General features: G+C 59.6%; 23 protein-coding genes. 8 read left to right on the forward strand and 15 right to left on the reverse strand.

Annotated features, from left to right (window positions below; all coding sequences use genetic code 11):
- Nucleotides 1-81 precede the first annotated feature (81 nt).
- Nucleotides 82-897, forward strand: coding sequence for an alpha/beta fold hydrolase (locus AACY02_RS06445; protein WP_339431239.1), 816 nt, complete (start codon nucleotides 82-84; stop codon nucleotides 895-897).
- 108 nt (nucleotides 898-1,005) lie between these two features.
- On the opposite strand, the gene dsbG is transcribed toward AACY02_RS06445, so the two are convergent.
- From dsbG to AACY02_RS06470, 5 genes are all read right to left on the reverse strand, one after another.
- Nucleotides 1,006-1,776, reverse strand: coding sequence for a thiol:disulfide interchange protein DsbG (gene dsbG, locus AACY02_RS06450; RefSeq protein ID WP_221729151.1), 771 nt, complete (start codon nucleotides 1,774-1,776; stop codon nucleotides 1,006-1,008).
- The gene (locus AACY02_RS06455; protein WP_339431240.1) at nucleotides 1,752-2,621 is read right to left on the reverse strand and encodes a TlpA disulfide reductase family protein; all 870 of its coding nucleotides are present in this window, start codon (nucleotides 2,619-2,621) and stop codon (nucleotides 1,752-1,754) included. Before AACY02_RS06455 ends, dsbG begins: the two co-directional genes overlap by 25 nt.
- Nucleotides 2,621-4,354, reverse strand: a complete 1,734-nt coding sequence (gene dsbD, locus AACY02_RS06460; protein ID WP_339431241.1) for a protein-disulfide reductase DsbD — start codon at nucleotides 4,352-4,354, stop codon at nucleotides 2,621-2,623. The genes AACY02_RS06455 and dsbD overlap by 1 nt, the downstream gene beginning before the upstream one ends.
- A 91-nt stretch (nucleotides 4,355-4,445) precedes the next feature.
- A complete protein-coding gene (locus AACY02_RS06465; RefSeq protein WP_339431242.1) occupies nucleotides 4,446-5,138 on the reverse strand; it encodes a hypothetical protein in 693 nt (230 codons plus the stop codon).
- 76 nt (nucleotides 5,139-5,214) lie between these two features.
- On the reverse strand, nucleotides 5,215-5,907 hold the full coding sequence (locus tag AACY02_RS06470) for a hypothetical protein (protein WP_339431243.1): 693 nt from the start codon (nucleotides 5,905-5,907) through the stop codon (nucleotides 5,215-5,217).
- Between the two features lie 270 nt (nucleotides 5,908-6,177).
- On the opposite strand from AACY02_RS06470, the gene AACY02_RS06475 reads away from it, so the two are divergent.
- From AACY02_RS06475 to AACY02_RS06495, 5 genes are all read left to right on the forward strand, one after another.
- Nucleotides 6,178-6,858 (forward strand): response regulator, encoded by a 681-nt coding sequence (locus AACY02_RS06475; RefSeq protein ID WP_221729146.1) that lies wholly within the window; start codon nucleotides 6,178-6,180, stop codon nucleotides 6,856-6,858.
- A complete protein-coding gene (locus AACY02_RS06480; protein WP_339431244.1) occupies nucleotides 6,858-8,180 on the forward strand; it encodes an ATP-binding protein in 1,323 nt (440 codons plus the stop codon). The genes AACY02_RS06475 and AACY02_RS06480 overlap by 1 nt, the downstream gene beginning before the upstream one ends.
- 129 nt (nucleotides 8,181-8,309) lie before the next feature.
- Nucleotides 8,310-8,795, forward strand: a complete 486-nt coding sequence (locus AACY02_RS06485) for a GNAT family N-acetyltransferase (protein ID WP_339431245.1) — start codon at nucleotides 8,310-8,312, stop codon at nucleotides 8,793-8,795.
- Nucleotides 8,796-8,938: 143 nt separating this feature from the next.
- On the forward strand, nucleotides 8,939-10,351 hold the full coding sequence (locus AACY02_RS06490) for an aspartate aminotransferase family protein (protein ID WP_339431246.1): 1,413 nt from the start codon (nucleotides 8,939-8,941) through the stop codon (nucleotides 10,349-10,351).
- 83 nt (nucleotides 10,352-10,434) lie between these two features.
- Nucleotides 10,435-10,659: an MbtH family protein gene (locus AACY02_RS06495; RefSeq protein ID WP_221729142.1), complete on the forward strand. Its 225-nt coding sequence runs from the start codon at nucleotides 10,435-10,437 to the stop codon at nucleotides 10,657-10,659.
- A gap of 82 nt (nucleotides 10,660-10,741) precedes the next feature.
- Here AACY02_RS06495 and AACY02_RS06500 read toward each other — a convergent pair whose 3' ends face one another.
- The 10 genes from AACY02_RS06500 to soxR form a co-directional block, all read right to left on the reverse strand.
- On the reverse strand, nucleotides 10,742-11,650 hold the full coding sequence (locus tag AACY02_RS06500) for a metal ABC transporter substrate-binding protein (protein WP_339431247.1): 909 nt from the start codon (nucleotides 11,648-11,650) through the stop codon (nucleotides 10,742-10,744).
- Nucleotides 11,651-12,550: a metal ABC transporter permease gene (locus AACY02_RS06505; RefSeq protein WP_339431248.1), complete on the reverse strand. Its 900-nt coding sequence runs from the start codon at nucleotides 12,548-12,550 to the stop codon at nucleotides 11,651-11,653.
- Nucleotides 12,550-13,329: a metal ABC transporter ATP-binding protein gene (locus AACY02_RS06510; protein ID WP_339431249.1), complete on the reverse strand. Its 780-nt coding sequence runs from the start codon at nucleotides 13,327-13,329 to the stop codon at nucleotides 12,550-12,552. Before AACY02_RS06510 ends, AACY02_RS06505 begins: the two co-directional genes overlap by 1 nt.
- Nucleotides 13,326-14,255, reverse strand: a complete 930-nt coding sequence (locus AACY02_RS06515; RefSeq protein WP_339431250.1) for a metal ABC transporter substrate-binding protein — start codon at nucleotides 14,253-14,255, stop codon at nucleotides 13,326-13,328. The genes AACY02_RS06510 and AACY02_RS06515 overlap by 4 nt, the downstream gene beginning before the upstream one ends.
- Before the next feature lie 35 nt (nucleotides 14,256-14,290).
- Nucleotides 14,291-14,866 (reverse strand): DUF6162 family protein, encoded by a 576-nt coding sequence (locus AACY02_RS06520; RefSeq protein WP_339431251.1) that lies wholly within the window; start codon nucleotides 14,864-14,866, stop codon nucleotides 14,291-14,293.
- Nucleotides 14,863-15,204: a hypothetical protein gene (locus AACY02_RS06525; RefSeq protein ID WP_339431252.1), complete on the reverse strand. Its 342-nt coding sequence runs from the start codon at nucleotides 15,202-15,204 to the stop codon at nucleotides 14,863-14,865. The genes AACY02_RS06520 and AACY02_RS06525 overlap by 4 nt, the downstream gene beginning before the upstream one ends.
- A complete protein-coding gene (locus AACY02_RS06530) occupies nucleotides 15,201-15,743 on the reverse strand; it encodes a thiamine pyrophosphate-binding protein (RefSeq protein WP_339431253.1) in 543 nt (180 codons plus the stop codon). The genes AACY02_RS06525 and AACY02_RS06530 overlap by 4 nt, the downstream gene beginning before the upstream one ends.
- Nucleotides 15,740-16,939 (reverse strand): PepSY-associated TM helix domain-containing protein, encoded by a 1,200-nt coding sequence (locus tag AACY02_RS06535; protein ID WP_339431254.1) that lies wholly within the window; start codon nucleotides 16,937-16,939, stop codon nucleotides 15,740-15,742. The genes AACY02_RS06530 and AACY02_RS06535 overlap by 4 nt, the downstream gene beginning before the upstream one ends.
- Nucleotides 16,940-17,233: 294 nt before the next feature.
- Nucleotides 17,234-17,692, reverse strand: a complete 459-nt coding sequence (locus AACY02_RS06540; RefSeq protein ID WP_339431255.1) for a VOC family protein — start codon at nucleotides 17,690-17,692, stop codon at nucleotides 17,234-17,236.
- A gap of 119 nt (nucleotides 17,693-17,811) precedes the next feature.
- Complete coding sequence (gene soxR / locus AACY02_RS06545) at nucleotides 17,812-18,258, reverse strand: redox-sensitive transcriptional activator SoxR (RefSeq protein WP_339431256.1); 447 nt, start codon at nucleotides 18,256-18,258, stop codon at nucleotides 17,812-17,814.
- A gap of 93 nt (nucleotides 18,259-18,351) precedes the next feature.
- Here soxR and AACY02_RS06550 point away from each other — a divergent pair, with 93 nt between their 5' ends.
- Both AACY02_RS06550 and AACY02_RS06555 read left to right on the forward strand, forming a co-directional pair.
- Nucleotides 18,352-18,717 (forward strand): antibiotic biosynthesis monooxygenase, encoded by a 366-nt coding sequence (locus tag AACY02_RS06550; RefSeq protein ID WP_339431257.1) that lies wholly within the window; start codon nucleotides 18,352-18,354, stop codon nucleotides 18,715-18,717.
- A gap of 137 nt (nucleotides 18,718-18,854) precedes the next feature.
- A complete protein-coding gene (locus tag AACY02_RS06555; RefSeq protein ID WP_339431258.1) occupies nucleotides 18,855-19,124 on the forward strand; it encodes a hypothetical protein in 270 nt (89 codons plus the stop codon).
- Nucleotides 19,125-19,142: the final 18 nt, after the last annotated feature.

A 19,142-nucleotide genomic window follows, 5' to 3' on the forward strand; every position in this document is an offset into this window, starting at 1 on the left:
TTCGAGTACATTTTCAAGGTTGACGACCCCGAACCGGCAGCTCAGTCTGCCGGTTCACTTTTTTACCGCGCAGGTGAATCGATGCCCTTTTTCACGGTGGACGGACAAGCACTTCATTACATTGATCAAGGCACAGGCCCCGCCGTGTTGCTGGCCGGCAGCTATTTGTGGGACCAGGCCATGTGGGCGCCGCAGATCGCCGCGTTATCGCCGCACTATCGAGTGATTGCGCTGGATCTGTGGGGCCATGGCGAATCCGGGCGGCTGCCCGATGGCACTCAGTCGCTGGATGACATTGCCCGTCAGGCGCAGGCGTTGCTCGATCATCTGGGCATCGACAAGGTCACGCTGGTCGGGCTGTCGGTGGGTGGCATGTGGGGCGTGCGTCTGGCGCTGTCGGCACCGCAGCGGCTCAAGGGGCTGGTGCTGATGGACACTTACGTTGGCGTCGAACCCGAACCCACCCGTCAGTACTACTTCTCGCTGTTTAAACAGATCGAGGAAACCGGGGAAATCTCTGAACAGTTGCTCGACATCGTCGTGCCGATCTTCTTCCGGCCGGGCATTGATCCGCAGTCGGCGTTGTATCAGGGTTTTCGCGCAAAACTCGCGGCTTACACTGCTGACCGGCTACGCGAAAGCATCGTGCCGATGGGGCGCATCACCTTTGGTCGTGATGACCTGTTGCCGCGTTTGGGTGAGCTGAATGCAGCGACCACACTGGTGCTGTGCGGCGATCAGGACAAACCACGGCCACCGTCGGAAGCGCAGGAAATGGCAGAGCTGATTGGTTGCCCGTGGGTACTGGTGCCAGAGGCGGGGCATATCTCCAATCTGGAGAATCCGGCGTTTGTGACTCAAGTGCTGTTCAACTTCCTGAGTGAGCGCAACGGTTAGACCGCGTCATCGTTCTTCGCGAGCGAGCCCGCGCCCACAGAAGGATGGCATTCCACTGTGGGAGCGGGCTCGTTTGCGAAGGGGCAGTAGCCTCAACAATGTCCAGTGTTATTTAGGCCCAAGAATCTTCGCCAACTTGTCCGGCGTCGGCGCGCCTTGTTGCTGTTGCAGTTCGCCCTTGTCGTCCATATAGAAAATCGCTGGCGTGGCTTGCAGGTCCAGGTCTTCCATCAACTGCATGTTTGCCGCCAGTTTGGTCTGCACCGCCGCCGGGATGTCTTTCAACGCTTTGAGCGAACTGCCCTTGCCTGCCTTTTCGTGGTCTTGCAGGGCCTTTGCCGGATCCTTGGCGGCCAGCAGCGCAGCAGATTTACCCGGGCTGTCTTCGCGAATGATCCCGACCATGATGTGCCGTAATTGCACCTTGCCGGAGTTGACCCACGGCCGTGCCTGTTCCCAGAACATGTTGCAATACGGGCAGTTCGGGTCGCTGAACAGGTACACCGTGCGGGGTGCATCCTTGTTGCCGTCCTGAATCCAGTTGCTCGCTTCAAACTTGGCCCAGACTTCCTTGGCCATCGGCGCGTAGACCAGTTTTTGCAGCGGTTCGCTGCTCAGGTCCTTGCCGTCGGCGTCGTACAGGTTGCCCAGCAAAACGTGTTGACCGTCCGGGGTCAGGTACAGCGCCATGCCACGGTTCTGGTATTGCGCGGCATAACCACGCAAGCCGTCCGGGGCGTCGAACTGGCCGACGATTTTTGCGCCTTTGGCTTCGATCTTTTTGATCGCGGCCGGTAACTCTTCAGCGGCCTGAACGGACGGCAGGTGGAGCAGGGCTGTGCCCAGGGTCAGCGTCAGCAGGTGGCGGAGGCGGTGCATGGCAGTTTCCTTGCAGAGGTGGCCGGGCCTGTGGCTCGGTTCGGGGCGTCGAAGTTTTCCAGGGCGCGGGCCAGACTGGCGTTGGACAGTTCGCCCAGATGACTGGCCAACAGCCGGCCGTCAGGGCTATAGAACAGGGTAGTGGGTAATGCCATGGAACCCACGGCCTGACCCAGGCGGCCGCCACGGTCGAACAACACGTTGCTCAGGCTCAGACCCTGGGTTTCGAGAAACGTCGCCACGCTCTGCATGCTTTCGGCCTGATTGACGAACAGGAAGGTCAAATCGGGGCGTTGCTGTTGGGCACTTTCCAGTACCGGCATCTCCCGCCGGCAGGGCGGGCACCAGGTCGCCCACAGGTTGATCACCAGTGGCCCGCCCTGATAGTCGCTGAGTTTGATGGTCTCCCCGGCCGCGTTGCGCAGAGAGATGTCCGGCAAGCGGGTACCTTGTTCGTAGATATTCAACGACAAGGTCGCCAGCAGCCAGAAGGCCACGCCGCTGGCGACGCCGAACCCCAGCGGTCGACGCGCCCCCGGGCGACGCCAGCCACGATACAGCGCCGCCAACAGCAATACGATCACCCCCGGCCAGGCAAGAAAACCACCATCGCGCAGGTCGATGATCTGCCACGGATCATTGCGATAGTGGCTCCAGTACATGGCGACAAATGCGATGCGGGCCGCGAGTATGCCGAGCAGAAACAGGCAGAACAACGCTGACTCGGGGTTATCGCCACCACGCTTGGCCACCCGCCAGCCAACAAAGGTTGCCAGTGCCAATGCACTGATCAGCAGCAGGTGATTAAGCGCGATGGCAAACGTGCCGAGGGTGAAGGTCAGCATCAGTTGGCGTCCCGGGTGGCGGTCCAGCGTTGCAGGAACGTATCGGCATCGACTTCACCGGTAATGCGCTGGCTACGGCGTTCCTTGCCGTCGGCGCCGATCCACACGAAGCTGGGTGGTCCCGGTACTTTGTAGCGACCGAGCAGTTCACGGCTGGCGGCGTTGTCGGCGGTGACATCCAGTCGCAGCAGGCGCACATCGCTCAGTGCCTGCATCACCTTGTCCTTGCCGAACACCTGCTTTTCCATGACTTTGCACGACACGCACCAGTCGGCGTAGTAATCGAGCAGCACCCACTGGCCCTGGGCCTTGGCGGTATCCAGTTCGCGTTGCAGTGCCGCCGGATCCTTGAGAGTGGTGAACGCGTCATGGCCACTCGTTGCGGCGTTGGTGACACGGCCGGCGCTGTAGACCTGCAACGGCTGGTACGGATCGTCGCTGCCGCCAGCGGCGCCGATCACCAGCAAACTGCCCCACAACCCGAGCAGCAAGGACGTGGCACCGAACATCTGGGCAACCCGGCCATAACCTTCGGATTGTTTCCAGGCGCTATAAGCGGCGATCAACAACAGGGCACCGCACAAACCCTGCCACAAAGACGGATCCAGCACCGGGCGCAACATCAACAATGCGGTGGCGAGGAACAGGAAGCCGAACACGCCTTTGAGCAGGTTCATCCAGTCACCGGGTTTTGGCAGGAAGCGATTGCCGACCGTCACCAGCAGCAACAGCGGTACGCCAATGCCGATCCCCAGCGCGAACAGAATCAGACCGCCATGCAGGGCGTTACCGCTCTGTGCGATGTACAGCAGCGCACCGGCCAGTGGCGCGGTCATGCAGGGGCCCACCAGCAAACCGGACAGCGCGCCGAGTACACCCGCGCCAATCAGGCTGCCACCGGTGCGGCTGCGCGAAGCGTGTTCCAGTCGGTCCCGCAGCGCGACCGGCAATTGCAGTTCAAAGAAACCGAACATCGGCAATGCCAGTACCACGAACACGGCGGCGAAGGCACCCAGCAGCCAAGGATTTTGCAACCAGGCCTGCAGGTTCGCCCCCAGCAGTGCGGCGATCACGCCCATCGCGGCATACACCAGTGCCATGCAGATCACATAACTGCTGGCCAGCGCGAAACCGCGACGTGGCGTCGCGCCACTGCCGACAATCATCCCGGCCAGGATCGGCAGCATCGGCAATGTGCAAGGGGTGAACGCCAATAGCAGGCCAAGGCCGAAAAACACCAGCAGGCTCCAGCCCAGCGCCCGTTGTTGCAGGCTGCTGGCCAGGGCTTGATCCGGTGCCTCGGCGCTCGCATTGGTTTGCGCTTTGCCCCCGAGGTCGATGACCCGGGTTTGCGGCGGATAACACAAGCCCGCATCGGCACAGCCCTGGTAGCTGACTTTGATTTGACCGGTGGCCGCCGCAGGAATTTTTACCTCCAGCCCTTGGCGATACACCGGTTGTTCACCGAAAAACTCGTCGCTGTGGGATTCGCCCTCGGGCAGTGCCGGCTGCTGCTCGGCCGTCAGCCCGTCGAATTTCAGGCGTTTCTGGTACAGGTAGTAGCCGTCTGTAATTTGCCAGAATAGCTGGGTTTCACCGGATTCCAGGCGTTCGGACGTGAGCGCGAACGCCTGGTCGACCGGTAGAAACTCGGGTTTTGTTTCAAATGGATTGTTTCCTGCCTGGGCCAGACTCGAAATCAGAAGCGCAAACAGTAGAAAGAAATGACGCATGTAGGAGCCTTGTCCCTGTGCAAGTGAAGCGCAGAATGGGCGGTGGCGATTAACCGATGATTAACCGCGCCCTGTGAAGCCTCTTGGCGAGTCAGTCACGCAACAGTCCTGGCCAGGTACCGTCATTGACCGACATTGGGCCGTACGTTAGTGAATTGTCCATGTCGTATCTCAGGTACTCGTGGTTGGTCAGGAAAATGTAAAGCACTGAGCTGTCCGATGTACGATCATTTTGTGCAACGGAAATCATTCGATGTTTATAGCGCGACAAGCCCGGCCAATTATTCTCGTTGATCGTTCTGTGACTGATCGTGTCGCGTGCCAGGTTTAAGCTGAGGGTAGTGCCATCGCTTAACAGAAACCGGAAATATTTGTCTTTTGCGAGAATCGGCCACCAGGTACCTCCGATAATTCGCTCAAAGTACGGTTTCAGGCGGTGCCACATTGAATGTTCAAGGAGCTGGTGGCCCATGACTTTGTCGGTATCCTGGTTGTACCACGTCACCACCGGAGTTTTATCCTGATAAGAGAACAACCACAGAATATCGCGGTCATCGAAGAATACTTTCTCCCGAGGGATTCCGGTTGTAGTGAAGCCGAAACGCAGGTTTTTTACGTCATTGAGAGTGTCCCAGCGACCCTTGACAGGTGTGGGGTAACCCTCCGGTACTTCATTGTCACCAATGTTGAAGCGTGAGTAGGTGTTGGTGTCTTTGAAGAAAAAATAAATCCGGTCTTCTCCTGCGCGCCAGTCCACAGCGACAAAATTTTTTAATTCAGGCATGTCTGATTCCATTCATATAAAAGCGGTAAGTTTGCTGCTTTAAGGTTTGTTTGTACGGCGGCTGTCACACAATGGCTCAGTCGCGCAGCAGCCCCGGCCAATTGGTTTCATTGATGTTGTGCGGGCCGGATACGAGCCGGTCTGTCAGTATGTTGTAAACAAGGTATTGGTTGCCGGTCAGGAAGATATACCAATAGCTGTCTGCGAAAGTCCGATCATTTTGTGCGCCGGTGATGATCCGGTTTTTATAAGGAACAAGGGCGCCCAGCCTATGCTGGCCCAACGCATTGCGGGTCAGTGTTTTTGCTCTGAAGTCGAACGTCAGGTAATGCCCGTCATTGAGGATGAATCTGAACAGGAAAGAATGGCCCGTAATCTCTGCCCATGTACCGGTAATGATCTTGTCAAAGTAAGGAAGTATCGGCTTCCAGAGCGTGTCGGCCAATTTGTAAATGCCCGATACTTTGTCTTCGTCCTGGTTGTACTTGCAGACTGTCGGCGTGTCGCCGTTGTAGAAGAACAGCCAGGCGATATCTTCGTCGCTGCCGGCGTTAAACCCCAGTGACGTGGTGGTGAAGCCGAAGCGCAAGTGTTTGGTGTACGGGTCGAACTTGTCCCAGCTGCCTTTAGTGGGGCCGGGATAGCCGTCCGGCACTTGTCGGTCGCCGATATCGAATCGAGAATAGGTGTCGGTGTCTTTGAAAAAGAAGTAAATGCGATCGGGGCCAGAGCGCCAGTCGACGGCGACGAAGTTTTTTAATTGACGCATGTTTTAAGTCCATTTAATCAGGGTTGTTTTTGTGAGGCGTGTTCAAACTATCTGGAAAAGTTATTTGTATGTAGTGAAAAGGTGTGGTTTTTTATTTCTGGAAGCGCTGGATGGACATGATCTAGCGCAACATCCGACTATTGGAGTGGGCGATCACAGGGCGCTGGCCCGCTCGATTGTTCGCTGTGCTTTGCGTCACACTCGGGGATCGCCATAATTGCCGCTTAATCCTCACTTGCTTCACTCACGTCTTTTGCTCAGGGAGCTGCCATGCACGTACTGGTTTGTGAAGACGATGAGTTGATCGCCAGCGGTATCGTCGCCGGTCTCACTGCCCAGGGCTTGACTGTGGAGCACGTCAACACCGCGTCCAAGGCGCGGGCGATACTCAAGGTCGCCGAGTTTGACGTGATGGTGCTTGATCTCGGCCTGCCCGACGAAGATGGCCTCAAACTGTTGCAGCAGCTACGCCAACAAGGCCTGGAGATTCCCGTGCTGATTCTGACTGCACGCGATTCGGTCACCGACCGCGTCAACGGCTTGCAGGCCGGCGCTGACGATTACTTGCTCAAACCGTTTGATCTGCGTGAGCTTTTTGCGCGTCTGCAAACCCTGCTGCGTCGAGTGGCCGGGCGCAGCGTCAACCTGATTGAACACGGTGCGCTGACCTACGACCCGAGCAGCCGTGAAACCACCCTGGCCGGGCAGCCGGTGGATTTGTCGCGACGCGAACAATCGCTGCTGCAAGCCCTCCTGCACAACCGGGGCCGAGTGCTTTCCACCGAACAATTGAAAGACAGCGTCTACGGTTTCAATGATGAGCTGGAAAGCAACGCGCTGAACGTGCATATCCATCACCTGCGCAGCAAACTGGGCAAAGGCATTGTCGAGACTGTGCGAGGGCTGGGCTATCGCCTCGGGCCGGCCGATGGTGGAGATCAGAACAAGTGATGAGTCTGCGATTGCGCCTGAGCCTGACCCTCGGCGCTGCGTTTGCGCTGATCTGGGCGCTGGCAGCGGCGTGGATGCTCAGCGATCTGCGCAATCAGATGATGTTTTCCCTCGATCAGCGTCTGGTGGCTTCAGCACGCATGGTTGCCGGGCTGCTGGAGCAACTGCCGGCCTTGCCGAGCAAAGGTGAGGGCACTCATTTCAGTGCCGAGCAACTGAACATTCCCGGCGGCATGGCCTGTCAGGTCAGTTCGCTGCGCGGGGAGATTCTCGCCCGCAGTCACAACCATCCTGAACAAGCGCTGGAGGCCGAGAAAATGGGCTTCCACGACCAGATGATCGACGGCGCGCCGTGGCGCAGTTTCACCCTCGCCCGGGGCGATGTGCGGATCACCACGGCGGACCGGCAGATTGAACGCGAAGCCCTGAACATGTCGATCCTGCTGGCGGCGTCGGTGCCGGTGGGGGTGGCGTTACTCGGATGTCTGTGCCTGCTGTGGCTGGGGATCGGCCAAGGGCTGGCGCCGCTCAACCGTCTGCGCGAAGCTTTGATGCGGCGTAATGCCGATTCGCTTGAGCCGTTGCAGTTGCAGTCGTTTCCCAGCGAACTGAAGCCTTTGCTCGACACCCAGAATCAGTTGTTCCAGCGCATCGGCAAGACCATCGAACGTGAACGTCGCCTGACCGGTGACGCCGCCCACGAACTGCGCAGCCCGCTGACGGCGATCAAGACGCACCTGCAAGTGGCACGCATGACCGACGGCAGTGCCCGCGATCAGTCGCTGGCACGGGCCGAGGAGGGCGCCGACCGTCTGCATCGCACGCTTGAGCAGTTGCTGTTGCTGGCGCGGGTTGAGGGCAGTCTCTCGTTTGATGACGGTTCGCAATGCAGCGCCGAACAAGTGGCCAGACTCGCCATTCAGGACGCCACGGGTGGTGAACGTCAGCGGATCGAATTGCAGGTGCCGGCCAATCTCTCGGCAGCGCCATTGCAAATGCCAGCGGTGCTGTCGATTGCCGCGCTGCGCAATTTGCTCGACAACGCCCTGCGCCACACGCCCGAGGACTGTGCGGTCGAGGTGAGCCTGGAAACCATCGGCAACCGCGTACGCTTTGTCGTGCGTGACCACGGCCCCGGCATTGCGCAGGACGATCTGCAGCATCTGACCCAGCGCTTCTGGCGCAATGGCCAGAGCACGGGCTGCGGCCTGGGCCTGGCGATTGTTCAGGCAATCGTCCAGCGTTGCGACTGCGCGCTGCATTTCGACAGCCGCCCGGACGGGTTGCGGGTTGAACTGACCATGCCGTTGCAACCGGCCTGAATCCAGCATGAATCCCACAAAGGATCAGTGTTTTGGCTCATCAAATGTAACTTCTCGGCGTTCGCTATCCGGCTGGCTTGGGGTTAAGGTCACCCAAGCTTTGACTCAATGGATTGAGGGAACTGCGCCATGGAAGCACCCATCTGCATTCGTCCGGCCATTCTGGCCGACGTCGGAATCATCAGCCGTATCATCGAACATTCGATCCGTTTCGGTTGTGCGCTCGATCATCGCAATGACCCGCTGCTCGTCAGTGGCTGGACCCGACAGCATAGCGCTGACGCCATCAGTGCCCGGCTCGCCGATCCGCACTTCTACTTGAGTATCGCTTTGCAGGCGGACAAGCCGGTCGGTGTCGGCATGGCCCGGGTCAGCGGCGACATTGTGTTCTGCTATGTACAGCCGCAATCCTTTCGCCGTGGCGTGGGGCGGGCGCTGATGAATGATCTTGAAGGCTGGTTGCGGGTTCGGGGGGCGCTTCACGCCCACCTCAACAGCACTTGCACCGGTGAAGCCTTTTATCGTCATCTGGGGTATCACGAATCCGAACCATCCCTGGCACACCAAGGCTTGCAGGTCCTGCCCATGTACAAGCCGTTGCCGTTGACCGGATGACGAGTCGATCAAGGGCCTAAATCCTCACCTCGCTTAAGCGTTTCCAGAACAGGAAAACCTGCAAGTGCGCGCCGTGACTGGAATGCGTAATTGTCGGGTGTGCTGTTTTGGTCGCTATCCATAGCCAATTGAGGGGTCGAGAGATGTCAGTCGCCACCAGCCTTATCGAAGCGTCGTCGGCCCGGGTCATCTCGGCGCCAGCGGAAACCCTGTATCAGTTCAATGAATCGCCATTGCTGGCCCGTCAGGCCCGGCAGGAATCCAATGCCCGCAGCTATCCACGCCGCATTCCGCTGGCACTCAAGCGCGCCAGGGGCTTGTATGTCGAAGACGTCGAGGGGCGTACTTTCATCGACTGCCTGGCCGGTGCCGGCACGTTGGCGCTGGGGCACAACCATCCGGTGGTGATCGAGGCGATCCAGCAGGTGCTGGCCGATGAATTGCCGCTGCATACGCTGGACCTGACCACCCCGGTCAAGGATCAGTTTGTCCAGGATCTGTTCGGCCTGCTGCCCCCGGCGCTGGCGGCGCAAGCGAAAATCCAGTTCTGCGGCCCGACCGGCACTGATGCAGTGGAAGCGGCGTTGAAACTGGTGCGCACTGCCACCGGGCGCAGTACGGTGCTGTCGTTCTCCGGCGGTTATCACGGCATGAGCCAGGGGGCATTGAGCCTGATGGGCAGCCTGGGGCCGAAAAAACCGCTGGGGGCTTTGCTCAGCAGCGGCGTGCAGTTCATGCCATTCCCGTATGACTACCGTTGCCCGTTTGGCCTCGGTGGCGCGGCGGGGGTGAAGGCAAACCTGAGCTATCTGGAAAACCTGCTGAACGATCCTGAAGCGGGCGTGCAATTGCCTGCGGCGGTGATCGTCGAGGCGGTGCAGGGCGAGGGCGGTGTGATCCCCGCCGATATCGAATGGCTGCGCGGTTTGCGCAGGATCACCGAGAAGGCTGGTGTGGCGCTGATTGTCGATGAGATCCAGAGCGGTTTCGCCCGTACCGGCAAGATGTTCGCCTTTGAACACGCCGGCATCACCCCGGACGTGGTGGTGCTGTCCAAAGCCATCGGCGGCAGTCTGCCGCTGGCGGTGGTGGTCTATCGCGACTGGCTCGACACCTGGCAACCGGGCGCCCACGCCGGTACCTTCCGGGGCAATCAGATGGCGATGGCTGCAGGCTCTGCGGTCATGCGGTATCTGGTCGAACACAAGGTGTGCGAACACGCCGCCGCCATGGGCGCGCGCTTGAGTGAGCACCTGCGCATCCTGCAACGGGATTTCCCGCAACTGGGCGATGTTCGTGGTCGCGGTTTGATGCTTGGTGTCGAGTTGGTCGATCCGAATGGCGCCCCGGATGCGCTCGGCCATCCACCGTCGTTTGCGCGACTGGCGCCACTGGTGCAGCGCGAATGCCTCAAGCGTGGCTTGATTCTGGAACTGGGTGGCCGTCATGGCGCGGTGGTGCGTTTCCTGCCGCCGTTGGTGATCACCGCTGCCGAGATCGACCGTGTTGCCGAGATTTTCGGTCGCGCCCTGGGCGCGGCCATCGCGGCACTCTAAATTTCTCACCACGCCGAACGTTCTTTCTACATACCCGGCTGCACCCTTCGAGCAGCCCACCCTTACAACGATGGAGAATCAGCATGACGTCAGTATTCGACCGCGAGGACATCCTCTTTCAGGTCGTGGTCAACCACGAAGAGCAGTACTCGATCTGGCCGGATTACAAAGCCGTGCCAGAGGGTTGGCGCACCGTGGGCAAGAGCGGCTTGAAGAAGGAATGCCTGGCCTACATCGAGGAAGTCTGGACTGACATGCGTCCGCTGAGCCTGCGCCAGAAGATGGAAGGTCTGACAGCCGCTCAATAAGCGGCCAGGCAAAAAAAGAAACCCGCTGGACTGGATGCAGTCAGCGGGTTTTGTCATTTCCGGGATTTGATCATGCAGAGCGTTAATGCGCTGCACTCAACCCCTTGAGCAACTCGTCGACATTGCCTTCCAGTTCAACCACCGGGTCCGCCGCATCTGTACTCAACACCAACAGCCGACTACCCGATTCAGCAATCGCCGCTTTTACCGCCTCCGACGGCTGTCGATGGTGCAACACCAGCGCCACCTCATTGTCTTTTAGCGTCGCCGTCAGTTGCTTCAGATCTTCAGGTGCCCAGTCAGCATCAGGGCGTGGGTCCTGACCGATCAGCTCCAGGTTCAGGCTGCCGATCAGATACCCGAAGTGATCGCTCAAGCTCATCACACTCAGATTATCGGTACTGGCCAGACGCGCTTCGCTGTCGGCGCTGAGCTTGAGCAAGCGCTGTTTCAACGCCGCCAGATTCGCCTCGATCCTCGTCTTGGCGGTCGGTGCCAAACGCACCAGATCGGCGGCCATCACGTCGGCCATGCGTCCCATGTTGTTACTCGCCAGCCATGGCTGACTGTTCAAACCATCGACCTTCAACCCCGGTTGCACAGCGATGCCGGGCAGGGCGCCGTCGACCGGGCGGGCAGCATCGACTTCAACGATACGGATGTTGCTGCGGCGGGCGATCGGGTACAGCGGATCATCGGCCCACAGCGAGCGCACACCGATCACCGCATCGGCGCCGGTTGCCAGTTTGCTCAACGCCGGCGCGCCGCGCCCGGTGAAGTAGGCGGTCTGGCGACTGCCCGGCAGGTTGGCCGGTGCCGCACGTTCCAGGCTGACGTCGGTGCCTTTGAGCAGCACCTCGCCCAGGCCATAGGTGATTGGCAGCGAGGCGAGCACTCGCAGGGTTTTGGCGCTTTCGGCGGCCATCAAAGGCGTTGCGACCACGCCGCACAGGGCCATGGCCAACGTCAGGTTGCGCAATGAAAAAGCCATTTATCCAAGGTTCCCTTTCAGACTGGGGATGACACCGCGCGCGATGGCGGCGAGGGCGAAGGCGATGCCGGCGACCAGAATGATCGCGGCGCCGGACGGAATCGGCAGATCAAACACGATCGGCGCGAGAATTCCGCACAGGGTGCTGACGGTGGCAATCAATACCGAACACCCGAAAAAGCCCTTGAGCGACTGGCTGAGCAAACGCGCCGCCGCCGCCGGAATCACCAGCAGGGCGCCCACCAGAATTGCGCCGATGACTTTCACGGCCGCGACGGTGATCAGTGTCACCAGAATCACGAACAGGTAATCCAGAGTCTTTACGGCCACGCCGCGCACGGCGGCCAGTTGCGGGTTGAAACTGGCGAGCATGATGCGGTTGTACAGCGGCAGGGCCAGCGCCATGACCAGCGAACCGACGATGGCCAGCACTGCAAGATCGTTGCCGTTGACGGTCAGCACCGAACCGAACAGCACGTTCTCCAGAATGTGCACGTTGATCTTGCCCGCCAGAATCAGCAGCAGACTCGCGCCCAATGCCAGCGACACTGACAGGAACACGCCGATCAGGGTGTCGGGTGCCAGACCGGTGCGGTTGCGCAGGTAATTGAGCAGGATGCCGAACAGCAGGCAGTAACCGAACAGGCTGCCGTAAGGTCCGGTGTAGGGTTCGCCGAGCAGGATGCCGATGGCCACGCCGGTCAGCGCCGCATGGCCCACCGCCTCCGAGAAAAACGCGAAGCGCTTGACCACCACCAGCGTGCCGAGGCCACCGAGTACCGGGCCGATCAACAGACCGGCAAGCAATGCATTGACCACAAAACCATAGGCCAGCGCTTCGGGCAGGTAACCGGAGGAGGCCCAGCCCTGGACCATCAGACGAAAGGCTTCATAACTCATCAGGCAACGCTCCGTGGATGGGTCGAAAACAAACTCAGCAGGCGTTCCGGAGTCAATGCCTGTTGCGGTGTGGCGTCGAACAGCACGCGACGGTTGAGACCGGTGACGCGATCGGCCAGACGCCCGACCGCGTCCAGATCATGTTCGATCCACAGCACGGTGATGCCCGCTGCGCGCCAGTCGCCGAGCAGGCGTTCGAATACCTGGATCCCGGCTTCGTCCAGAGCCGACATGGGTTCGTCGAGCACCAGCAGTTGCGGCGCCGGGATCAGCCCTTGCGCGAGGAGCACTCGCTGACGTTCACCGCCGGACAGCGCGCCCATGCGGCGTTTGCGTTTGTCCTGCATGCCGACGCGCTCCAGTGCCGCACCGATGGCGCCGGCGTAGCGCTTGCTCAATCCGAGAAACGCCGGCCGGCGCTGGCACATGGCGGCCATGAAATCGTCGACTGTCATCGGCAAACCGCGATCGAATTCCAGCGCCTGCGGGACGTAGCCGATGGTGCCGGGCATGCCGGGCCATTGCAGGCTCAACTGCCCCTGATGCGGCATTTGCCCCAGCAACGTCTTGATCAGCGAGCTCTTGCCACCCCCGTTGGGGCCGACCAGTGCATGCACGCTGCCGGGCTGTACCTCAAAGGTTACGTTGTCGAGAATCGTGGTGCGCCCCAGCGTCAGACTGACTTCGGCAAAATCCAGCGTCGGCCCCGAAACCTGCGCGAGCAAGCTCGCTCTCACAGCGGATCTGGATGCGTCAGAAAGGGTTTGTTTTACCGTCATGCGCCGGACTCCTGAATCGCCCGAACCACGGTGTTGAGGTTACCGGTCATTTCCTTTTCGTACTTGTCTGCCGCGTATTCACCGTAAGAAATGTGCGACAGCGGGTACAGCTTCACGCCTGACTCACGCTCAATGGTGTCGACATACGTGGATGGGAAGTCCATTTCCGAAAAAATCACTTTTACGTCCAGTTCGCGCAACTGGTCGATGGTCTTTTTCAACTGGCTCGGGCTCGGTTCAATACCGTGGGCCGGTTCAACCACCGCGGTCACTTCCAGGCCGAATTCGCGCAGCAGGTAGTCATAAGCGGCGTGAACCGTGGCGACGCGCAATTGGGCGTTGGGTGCCTGGGTCAGTTTGGCGAGCGCATCGGCACGCATCTGCCGCAGGCGTTTGCCGTAGGCGCGGGCATTTTGGGTGTAGGTCTTGGCGTTGTCCGGATCGAGTTTGCCCAGCTCGCGAGCGATGTTGTTGACCTGCGCGATAGAGGCGCTGATCGACAGGAACGTATGCGGATTCACGACTTTGCCGGCACCGCGTGCGGCGACCCCGGTGGCGGCCAGCAGCGGCACGTTTTCGTTGGCTTCGATGGTGTTGACGTTTGGCGTTTCGCTGGCCGCGATCATGCGGTCGGCGAAATCATCATGGCCGACACCGTTGAGCACGATCACATCCAGACCGCTGATGCGTTTGATGTCCTCGGCCCGGGGTTCGTAGGCGTGCGGATTGAAACCCGCAGGAATCAGCGGCACGACCTCAGCCTTGTCGCCGACGATGTTCGCCACATAGCTGTAATAAGGATGCAAGGTGATGCCGATACGCAGGCGTTTGGCCGGATCGGCGCTCGCTAGCGGGCTCAGCAGGCAGGCGCAAAGGCCCGCTAGAAACAAACGTAACAACGGACGGCGAGGCGATGAAATAGACATGGGCAAGCGGTCTTCTCTCGAATAAGGGCGAGGAATCAATGACGATGTTCGCGGGTAACCCCGGCATCGTATTGCGCGACGATCTGTTTCCACCCGGCGGCGGACAGGGCGGTGTCGGTCAGTTTCGGTGGCGCTTGCAGACCCGCATCACGATTGAGCCAGATATCCGGTGCAGCCTTGTCATCGGCGGTTACGCGCATCAGAAACGAACCGGCGACGGCGGGTGTCTGGCTATGGCCGAAGTAGGCGCTGTCCGCGAGTATTTGCCAGGCATGGCCGCCACGGCTGATCGCGCTGATGTCCTGAGCAAACGGGGCGAAACCTTCATCGGCCAGGCCTTGTGGGGACGGCAGGGTTTTCTGTTCTTCGCGCAGCAACTGGATTTCGTCCAGCGTCACGCGCAGATCGGCATAAATGCCCTGCTCGGCGGCGCTGAGGTCGCGCCGGGCATCGAACTGATGGCTGGCAACAGGCTCTGGTTCGTGGGAAACCCTGCGCCATGCCACCACGGAACCTGCTATCGCGAGGATCAGCAGGCACAGCAGCAAGACGTTGAGGGTTTCATGGCCGGCTCCAGCCGGGCGCACAACTTGGGTGGTTGGCGTACTCATGGTGCCTCGATGTCCGCTTGGTCGATTTCCACGACGTGCCCCGGACCGGCATCGAACAGTACGTAGAACTCGGTGCCGGGTTTCTTGAAGGTCAGGGTCGAGTCGCTACCGAGTTTGCCCGGCACCAGAATCGTCTCGTCGTAGCCGATCACGTCGAGGGTTACCCCCGGCGCGCCGCTGCCGTCGGAGAAACCGCCGGTGCATTTGATCTGCTCGGCATCAATGGCTTTGCACTCGCACATCGGGTTGTGCGCCAGGGCGCCGGCGCTGAAGCCGGCGCACAGTACCAGCAGCGCGGCCCTCAGTCGCAGACGGGAAGGGCGTTGAGCGGGGCTCATGGGTTGGCTCCTTGTTTGTTCAGCCAGGCAATGGTGGCGGGGGAGGCCTGGCTCAGGGGAATCGAGGCCTGATGCATGCTGCCGTCCCAGCCCTCCAGGGTGATCCACAGTTCGGCGTCAGCTTTGGTTTTTTCCGGGATCGGCAGTTGTGTGCCCATTCGGTAAGGCGTACCGAAGAAGATCACGCCGGCTGCACGCAGGCTGCGCGGCTTGCCGATGCGCAGATAGGTGGCCTTGACCTGTTCGATACAGGTCTCGCAGAGGGCCGCGCTAAAACTCTTCATATAGCCGGCCGGCCCCGTGAGGATGGGGGCTTCATTGCGAAGTTCGGCCAATCGCAGGCTCCAGGGCCCGACCTGGATATCACCGATCTCGTGCTGACCCAGGCCACTGTCGCCGCGAAACAATGAGGCATCGGCGAAGTATTTGGGCATGAAGCCCAGGGGGATCAACAACAGCAGAACATTGATGTGAAACCGCCACTTGTGCCAGAAGCGAGACAGTCGGGATGGCCGCTTGATCAAGGTTGACTTGCTCACAGGCTGGCCTGCGAGGGTTCACGGCTCATGGCCGCTTGCGCCTTGATGCGGGTTTTCTTGTCCTCGCGCTTCAGCGCGTTGGCGGTCGCCAGCGCGGTACGCTTGGTCCAGATCAGCAGGCCACTGAGCACCATCATGCTCAGCAGCAGGCCGAAGAAAAACCAGATCAGCTTGATCCAGATTCCGCCGAAGTCACCGGTGTGCAGCGGGCGCATGGATTCGGTTACGAACTCCAGCGAGGAGCGATCGGACAGTAACCGTAAAGCGGCCAGGTCACCGTTGTACGGGTTGAGCGTCGCGGTCTGGAACATCAATGGATACCAGCCGCGACCGCCGACGCTCATGTGGCTGTAGGCGTTACCCGGCAGGCTGACGAAACTGGCTTGCAGCCCCGGAATCTTCTGTTGAGCGATCTCGATGGCGTGATCCAGGCTGATATGTGGCGGCGGCGTGCCTGTTGCTGAAACGGGTACGCTTTCTCGGGACATGGCCGGGATGATCGGTTCGCTGGAGATGGAAATCTGGTTATCAAACAGAATCGCCCGGATCAGGAACCAGATGCCGGTAATGGAAATGACCGCAATGAACCAGATCGACCAGATGCCGCACAGTCGATGGAAGTCGCCCCAGAAGATGCGTGCTCCGTGGCGCACACGCAGGGTCGGACGCAGAAAACCTTTCCAGAAGCGCTTGTAGACCACCAGTCCGGTCATCAACGAGACCAGCATGGGCACGCCCAGAAACGACACCAGATACCACCCCCAACTGAAACCGTTGGTGAATGGCACCAGCCACCAGCCATGCAGGGCGCGGGTGAAAGCCTTGAAGTCGAAGGCGGGCGCAGTGCCCTGAATGACGCCGGTGTACGGGTTGACGTAGACCGTCAGTGAGCGCCCGTCGGGGTAGCTGACTTCGACATCAAGGGCAAAGTGTGATTCGTCCGGACGGCTGATGCTTTGCACCAGTGTCTGGGGCTCGGCCTTTTTGATCGCAGCCAGAATCTGGTCGTAGCTGAGCAGCGGGGCATCGTCTGAGGGCTGGCTGGCGCGCATTTGCGGGTTGGCCAGCCAGACAATCTCCTGGCTGACGACCGCCAGCGTGCCGGTGACGCAGACGATCAGGACAAAAAACCAGATGGGCAATGCAAGCCAGCTATGTGCCAGGAACCACAGTTTGGAGCGGGATTTCTTCGACATGATTACGCGTCTTGATTCGGTGAAAGGCCGCGTGACTACGGGCTTCGTAGTTGGCGTCCCTGAAAGGCGCAGTCGTGGCTTTTGCCTACGCGAAAGGCCTGTATCCCTATAAGACGGATGAGCGAAGCAAATCCCGATAAACGATATGAAAGTAAATGTTTCGCAATTCTCCGGATGATCCAGAACTGCTCTTGGGGATCTCGGTAAGTAGCGCTGGCAGGTGAAGCAACCGCGCCAAACAACCCTGTGAGAGCGGGCTTACTCGTGAGGAGGCCAGACCTGCCACGCAAAAATCTAACCCTGACTGAACATCTCCATTGCCCGCTGCCTGATTTGCTCCTCTGTCAGATCCTCCTTGCGTGTGGCCAGAAACCACAAATGCCCATAGGGATCCTTCAACGTGCCGCTGCGATCACCGTAAAACTGGTCCTTGACCTCGGACACCGTCGTCGCCCCGGCGTCCAGCGCCCGTTGAAATGATTTGTCGACATCAGTCACATACAGATGCAAACCGACCGATACCGCTTTGTCGGGGCTGCTCAGTGGCCCTTGATCACACGGCGAGCCGAGCATGATTGCGCTGTCGCCGATACGCAGTTCCGCGTGGCCGATGCCGCCATCGGGCATGGCCAGGCGCATGACTTCGGTGGCACCGAAGGCTTTCTTATAGAAATCGATGGCCTCGGCGGCCTTTTGGATGCCCAGGTATGGGGTAATGCTGTGATACCCCTCCGGGATGGGTTTGACGCTCATGACGTTCTCCCTGATTTTTATTCGAAGAGATGTGGCTCCACCCCACAGGTGGAAAATTCACTATAGAACTGTCCTTGCGGCGAGGATTTTTGCCCGACGAGCAGCACCCCATATCCGTATTAGAGAAAGTGCGGCCCGGGTCCTTGTTCTCCCAGCACATCGCCCTGATTGCGCAGCGGACAAGCCTCCATCGACAGGCAGCCACAACCAATGCAGCCATTGAGTCGGTCGCGCAGCAGCGTCAGTTGGTTGATCCGCTCATCCAGTTCGCGCTGCCACTGCTGCGACAGGATCTTCCAGTCCGCCGCGGTCGGGGCACGATCATCCGGCAGGATTTTCAATGCCTCGCCAATCTCCGCCAGCGTAATGCCCAGGCGCTGTGCAACCTTGATCAGCGCTACCCGCCGTAGCACTGCGCGTGGATAACGCCGCTGATTTCCGCCATTGCGCTGGCTTTTGATCAACCCCTTGGCTTCATAAAAGTGCAGGGCGGTGACTGCAACGCCGCTGCGGGCCGCGACTTCACCCACGCTTAACGGCTTGTGTAGGTTTTCTTTGGTGATCATCTGAAACAGCTCTTGACCTTGACTTAACTAGAGGTTTTACCCTGCGATCCTTCGAGTCGCAAGATTCGTCATACAGATACGAGGGGGCTTTTCATGCAAGCATCAGCGAAAAATCGTAGCTTCACCCAGTTGATCGAATTCGAGATCGAACCTCGGCAGCAAACGGCACTGGTCTTGGCGTTGTCGGTGCAAACCGAGCGTCTGGCCCTGCGCTACGAGGGGTTTGTCAGCGCCAGCGTGCAGGCCAGCGACGATGGCCGGCGGGTGTTGAGTTTTCTGCAATGGCAGAGCCGCGAGGCCGGGGAGGCGGCATTCAGCAGTTTCGAGAATGGTGAGCAGGATTTTTGGCAGTTGATCCGCGCCCATCAAGCGAAAACCGTTACGTTCAATTCGTTCCAGGTGCTGAGCAGCATCGCCCGCAGTCATGACGATGCACTGCACTGCCATCTGGTCGGGTAGATCGAAAACCGGATCAGCCATTTGCGGGGAAATGGTCAAATTCTGATAGCCACTATCGAGAGCGTTGATTTTTGCACGAGCGCGGCCGGGCGTAGCCTTTGTCCATCGACTCCACACTGCTTGCCAGGACGCTCCCCATGAATCGCTTACTGACCCTTTCGCTGTTGCTCGTGGTTTCCGTGCTTGCCGGATGTGCCACCCATGTCTCCCCGGAACAACGTCCCTACACCCCCGAAGAAACCCGTGAGTTGGCGATGGAGGCCCTCAATCGCAGTGGTTTGTCCTTTGATGAATATCACGCGAAAAAAGCCTTGTTGCTTGGCCAGTCACCCAAAGCATTTGGTTTCGATAAACAAGGCGAAATGAGCGCCGAGCGTGCCGTACAGCTGCATGGCCGCTCAAGCTGAAAGGCAACTGTACTGCTT

The sequence above is a fragment of the Pseudomonas sp. EA_65y_Pfl2_P78 genome, from assembly GCF_963970495.1.
Lineage (GTDB): Bacteria > Pseudomonadota > Gammaproteobacteria > Pseudomonadales > Pseudomonadaceae > Aquipseudomonas > Aquipseudomonas baetica_A.

What these genes read in the sequence shown, in the direction of transcription:
- AACY02_RS06475 (WP_221729146.1), top strand. Translation starts at nt 6,178, where the DNA reads ATGCACGTACTGGTTTGTGAAGACGATGAGTTGATCGCCAGCGGTATC.
- AACY02_RS06550 (WP_339431257.1), top strand. Translation starts at nt 18,352, where the DNA reads ATGCAAGCATCAGCGAAAAATCGTAGCTTCACCCAGTTGATCGAATTC.
- soxR (WP_339431256.1), bottom strand. Translation starts at nt 18,258, where the DNA reads ATGATCACCAAAGAAAACCTACACAAGCCGTTAAGCGTGGGTGAAGTC.
- AACY02_RS06495 (WP_221729142.1), top strand. Translation starts at nt 10,435, where the DNA reads ATGACGTCAGTATTCGACCGCGAGGACATCCTCTTTCAGGTCGTGGTC.
- AACY02_RS06525 (WP_339431252.1), bottom strand. Translation starts at nt 15,204, where the DNA reads ATGAGCCCCGCTCAACGCCCTTCCCGTCTGCGACTGAGGGCCGCGCTG.
- AACY02_RS06510 (WP_339431249.1), bottom strand. Translation starts at nt 13,329, where the DNA reads ATGACGGTAAAACAAACCCTTTCTGACGCATCCAGATCCGCTGTGAGA.
- AACY02_RS06540 (WP_339431255.1), bottom strand. Translation starts at nt 17,692, where the DNA reads ATGAGCGTCAAACCCATCCCGGAGGGGTATCACAGCATTACCCCATAC.
- AACY02_RS06445 (WP_339431239.1), top strand. Translation starts at nt 82, where the DNA reads ATGCCCTTTTTCACGGTGGACGGACAAGCACTTCATTACATTGATCAA.
- AACY02_RS06555 (WP_339431258.1), top strand. Translation starts at nt 18,855, where the DNA reads ATGAATCGCTTACTGACCCTTTCGCTGTTGCTCGTGGTTTCCGTGCTT.
- AACY02_RS06520 (WP_339431251.1), bottom strand. Translation starts at nt 14,866, where the DNA reads ATGAGTACGCCAACCACCCAAGTTGTGCGCCCGGCTGGAGCCGGCCAT.
- AACY02_RS06535 (WP_339431254.1), bottom strand. Translation starts at nt 16,939, where the DNA reads ATGTCGAAGAAATCCCGCTCCAAACTGTGGTTCCTGGCACATAGCTGG.
- AACY02_RS06515 (WP_339431250.1), bottom strand. Translation starts at nt 14,255, where the DNA reads ATGTCTATTTCATCGCCTCGCCGTCCGTTGTTACGTTTGTTTCTAGCG.
- AACY02_RS06485 (WP_339431245.1), top strand. Translation starts at nt 8,310, where the DNA reads ATGGAAGCACCCATCTGCATTCGTCCGGCCATTCTGGCCGACGTCGGA.
- AACY02_RS06465 (WP_339431242.1), bottom strand. Translation starts at nt 5,138, where the DNA reads ATGCCTGAATTAAAAAATTTTGTCGCTGTGGACTGGCGCGCAGGAGAA.
- dsbD (WP_339431241.1), bottom strand. Translation starts at nt 4,354, where the DNA reads ATGCGTCATTTCTTTCTACTGTTTGCGCTTCTGATTTCGAGTCTGGCC.
- AACY02_RS06470 (WP_339431243.1), bottom strand. Translation starts at nt 5,907, where the DNA reads ATGCGTCAATTAAAAAACTTCGTCGCCGTCGACTGGCGCTCTGGCCCC.
- AACY02_RS06455 (WP_339431240.1), bottom strand. Translation starts at nt 2,621, where the DNA reads ATGCTGACCTTCACCCTCGGCACGTTTGCCATCGCGCTTAATCACCTG.
- AACY02_RS06500 (WP_339431247.1), bottom strand. Translation starts at nt 11,650, where the DNA reads ATGGCTTTTTCATTGCGCAACCTGACGTTGGCCATGGCCCTGTGCGGC.
- AACY02_RS06490 (WP_339431246.1), top strand. Translation starts at nt 8,939, where the DNA reads ATGTCAGTCGCCACCAGCCTTATCGAAGCGTCGTCGGCCCGGGTCATC.
- dsbG (WP_221729151.1), bottom strand. Translation starts at nt 1,776, where the DNA reads ATGCACCGCCTCCGCCACCTGCTGACGCTGACCCTGGGCACAGCCCTG.
- AACY02_RS06480 (WP_339431244.1), top strand. Translation starts at nt 6,858, where the DNA reads ATGAGTCTGCGATTGCGCCTGAGCCTGACCCTCGGCGCTGCGTTTGCG.
- AACY02_RS06505 (WP_339431248.1), bottom strand. Translation starts at nt 12,550, where the DNA reads ATGAGTTATGAAGCCTTTCGTCTGATGGTCCAGGGCTGGGCCTCCTCC.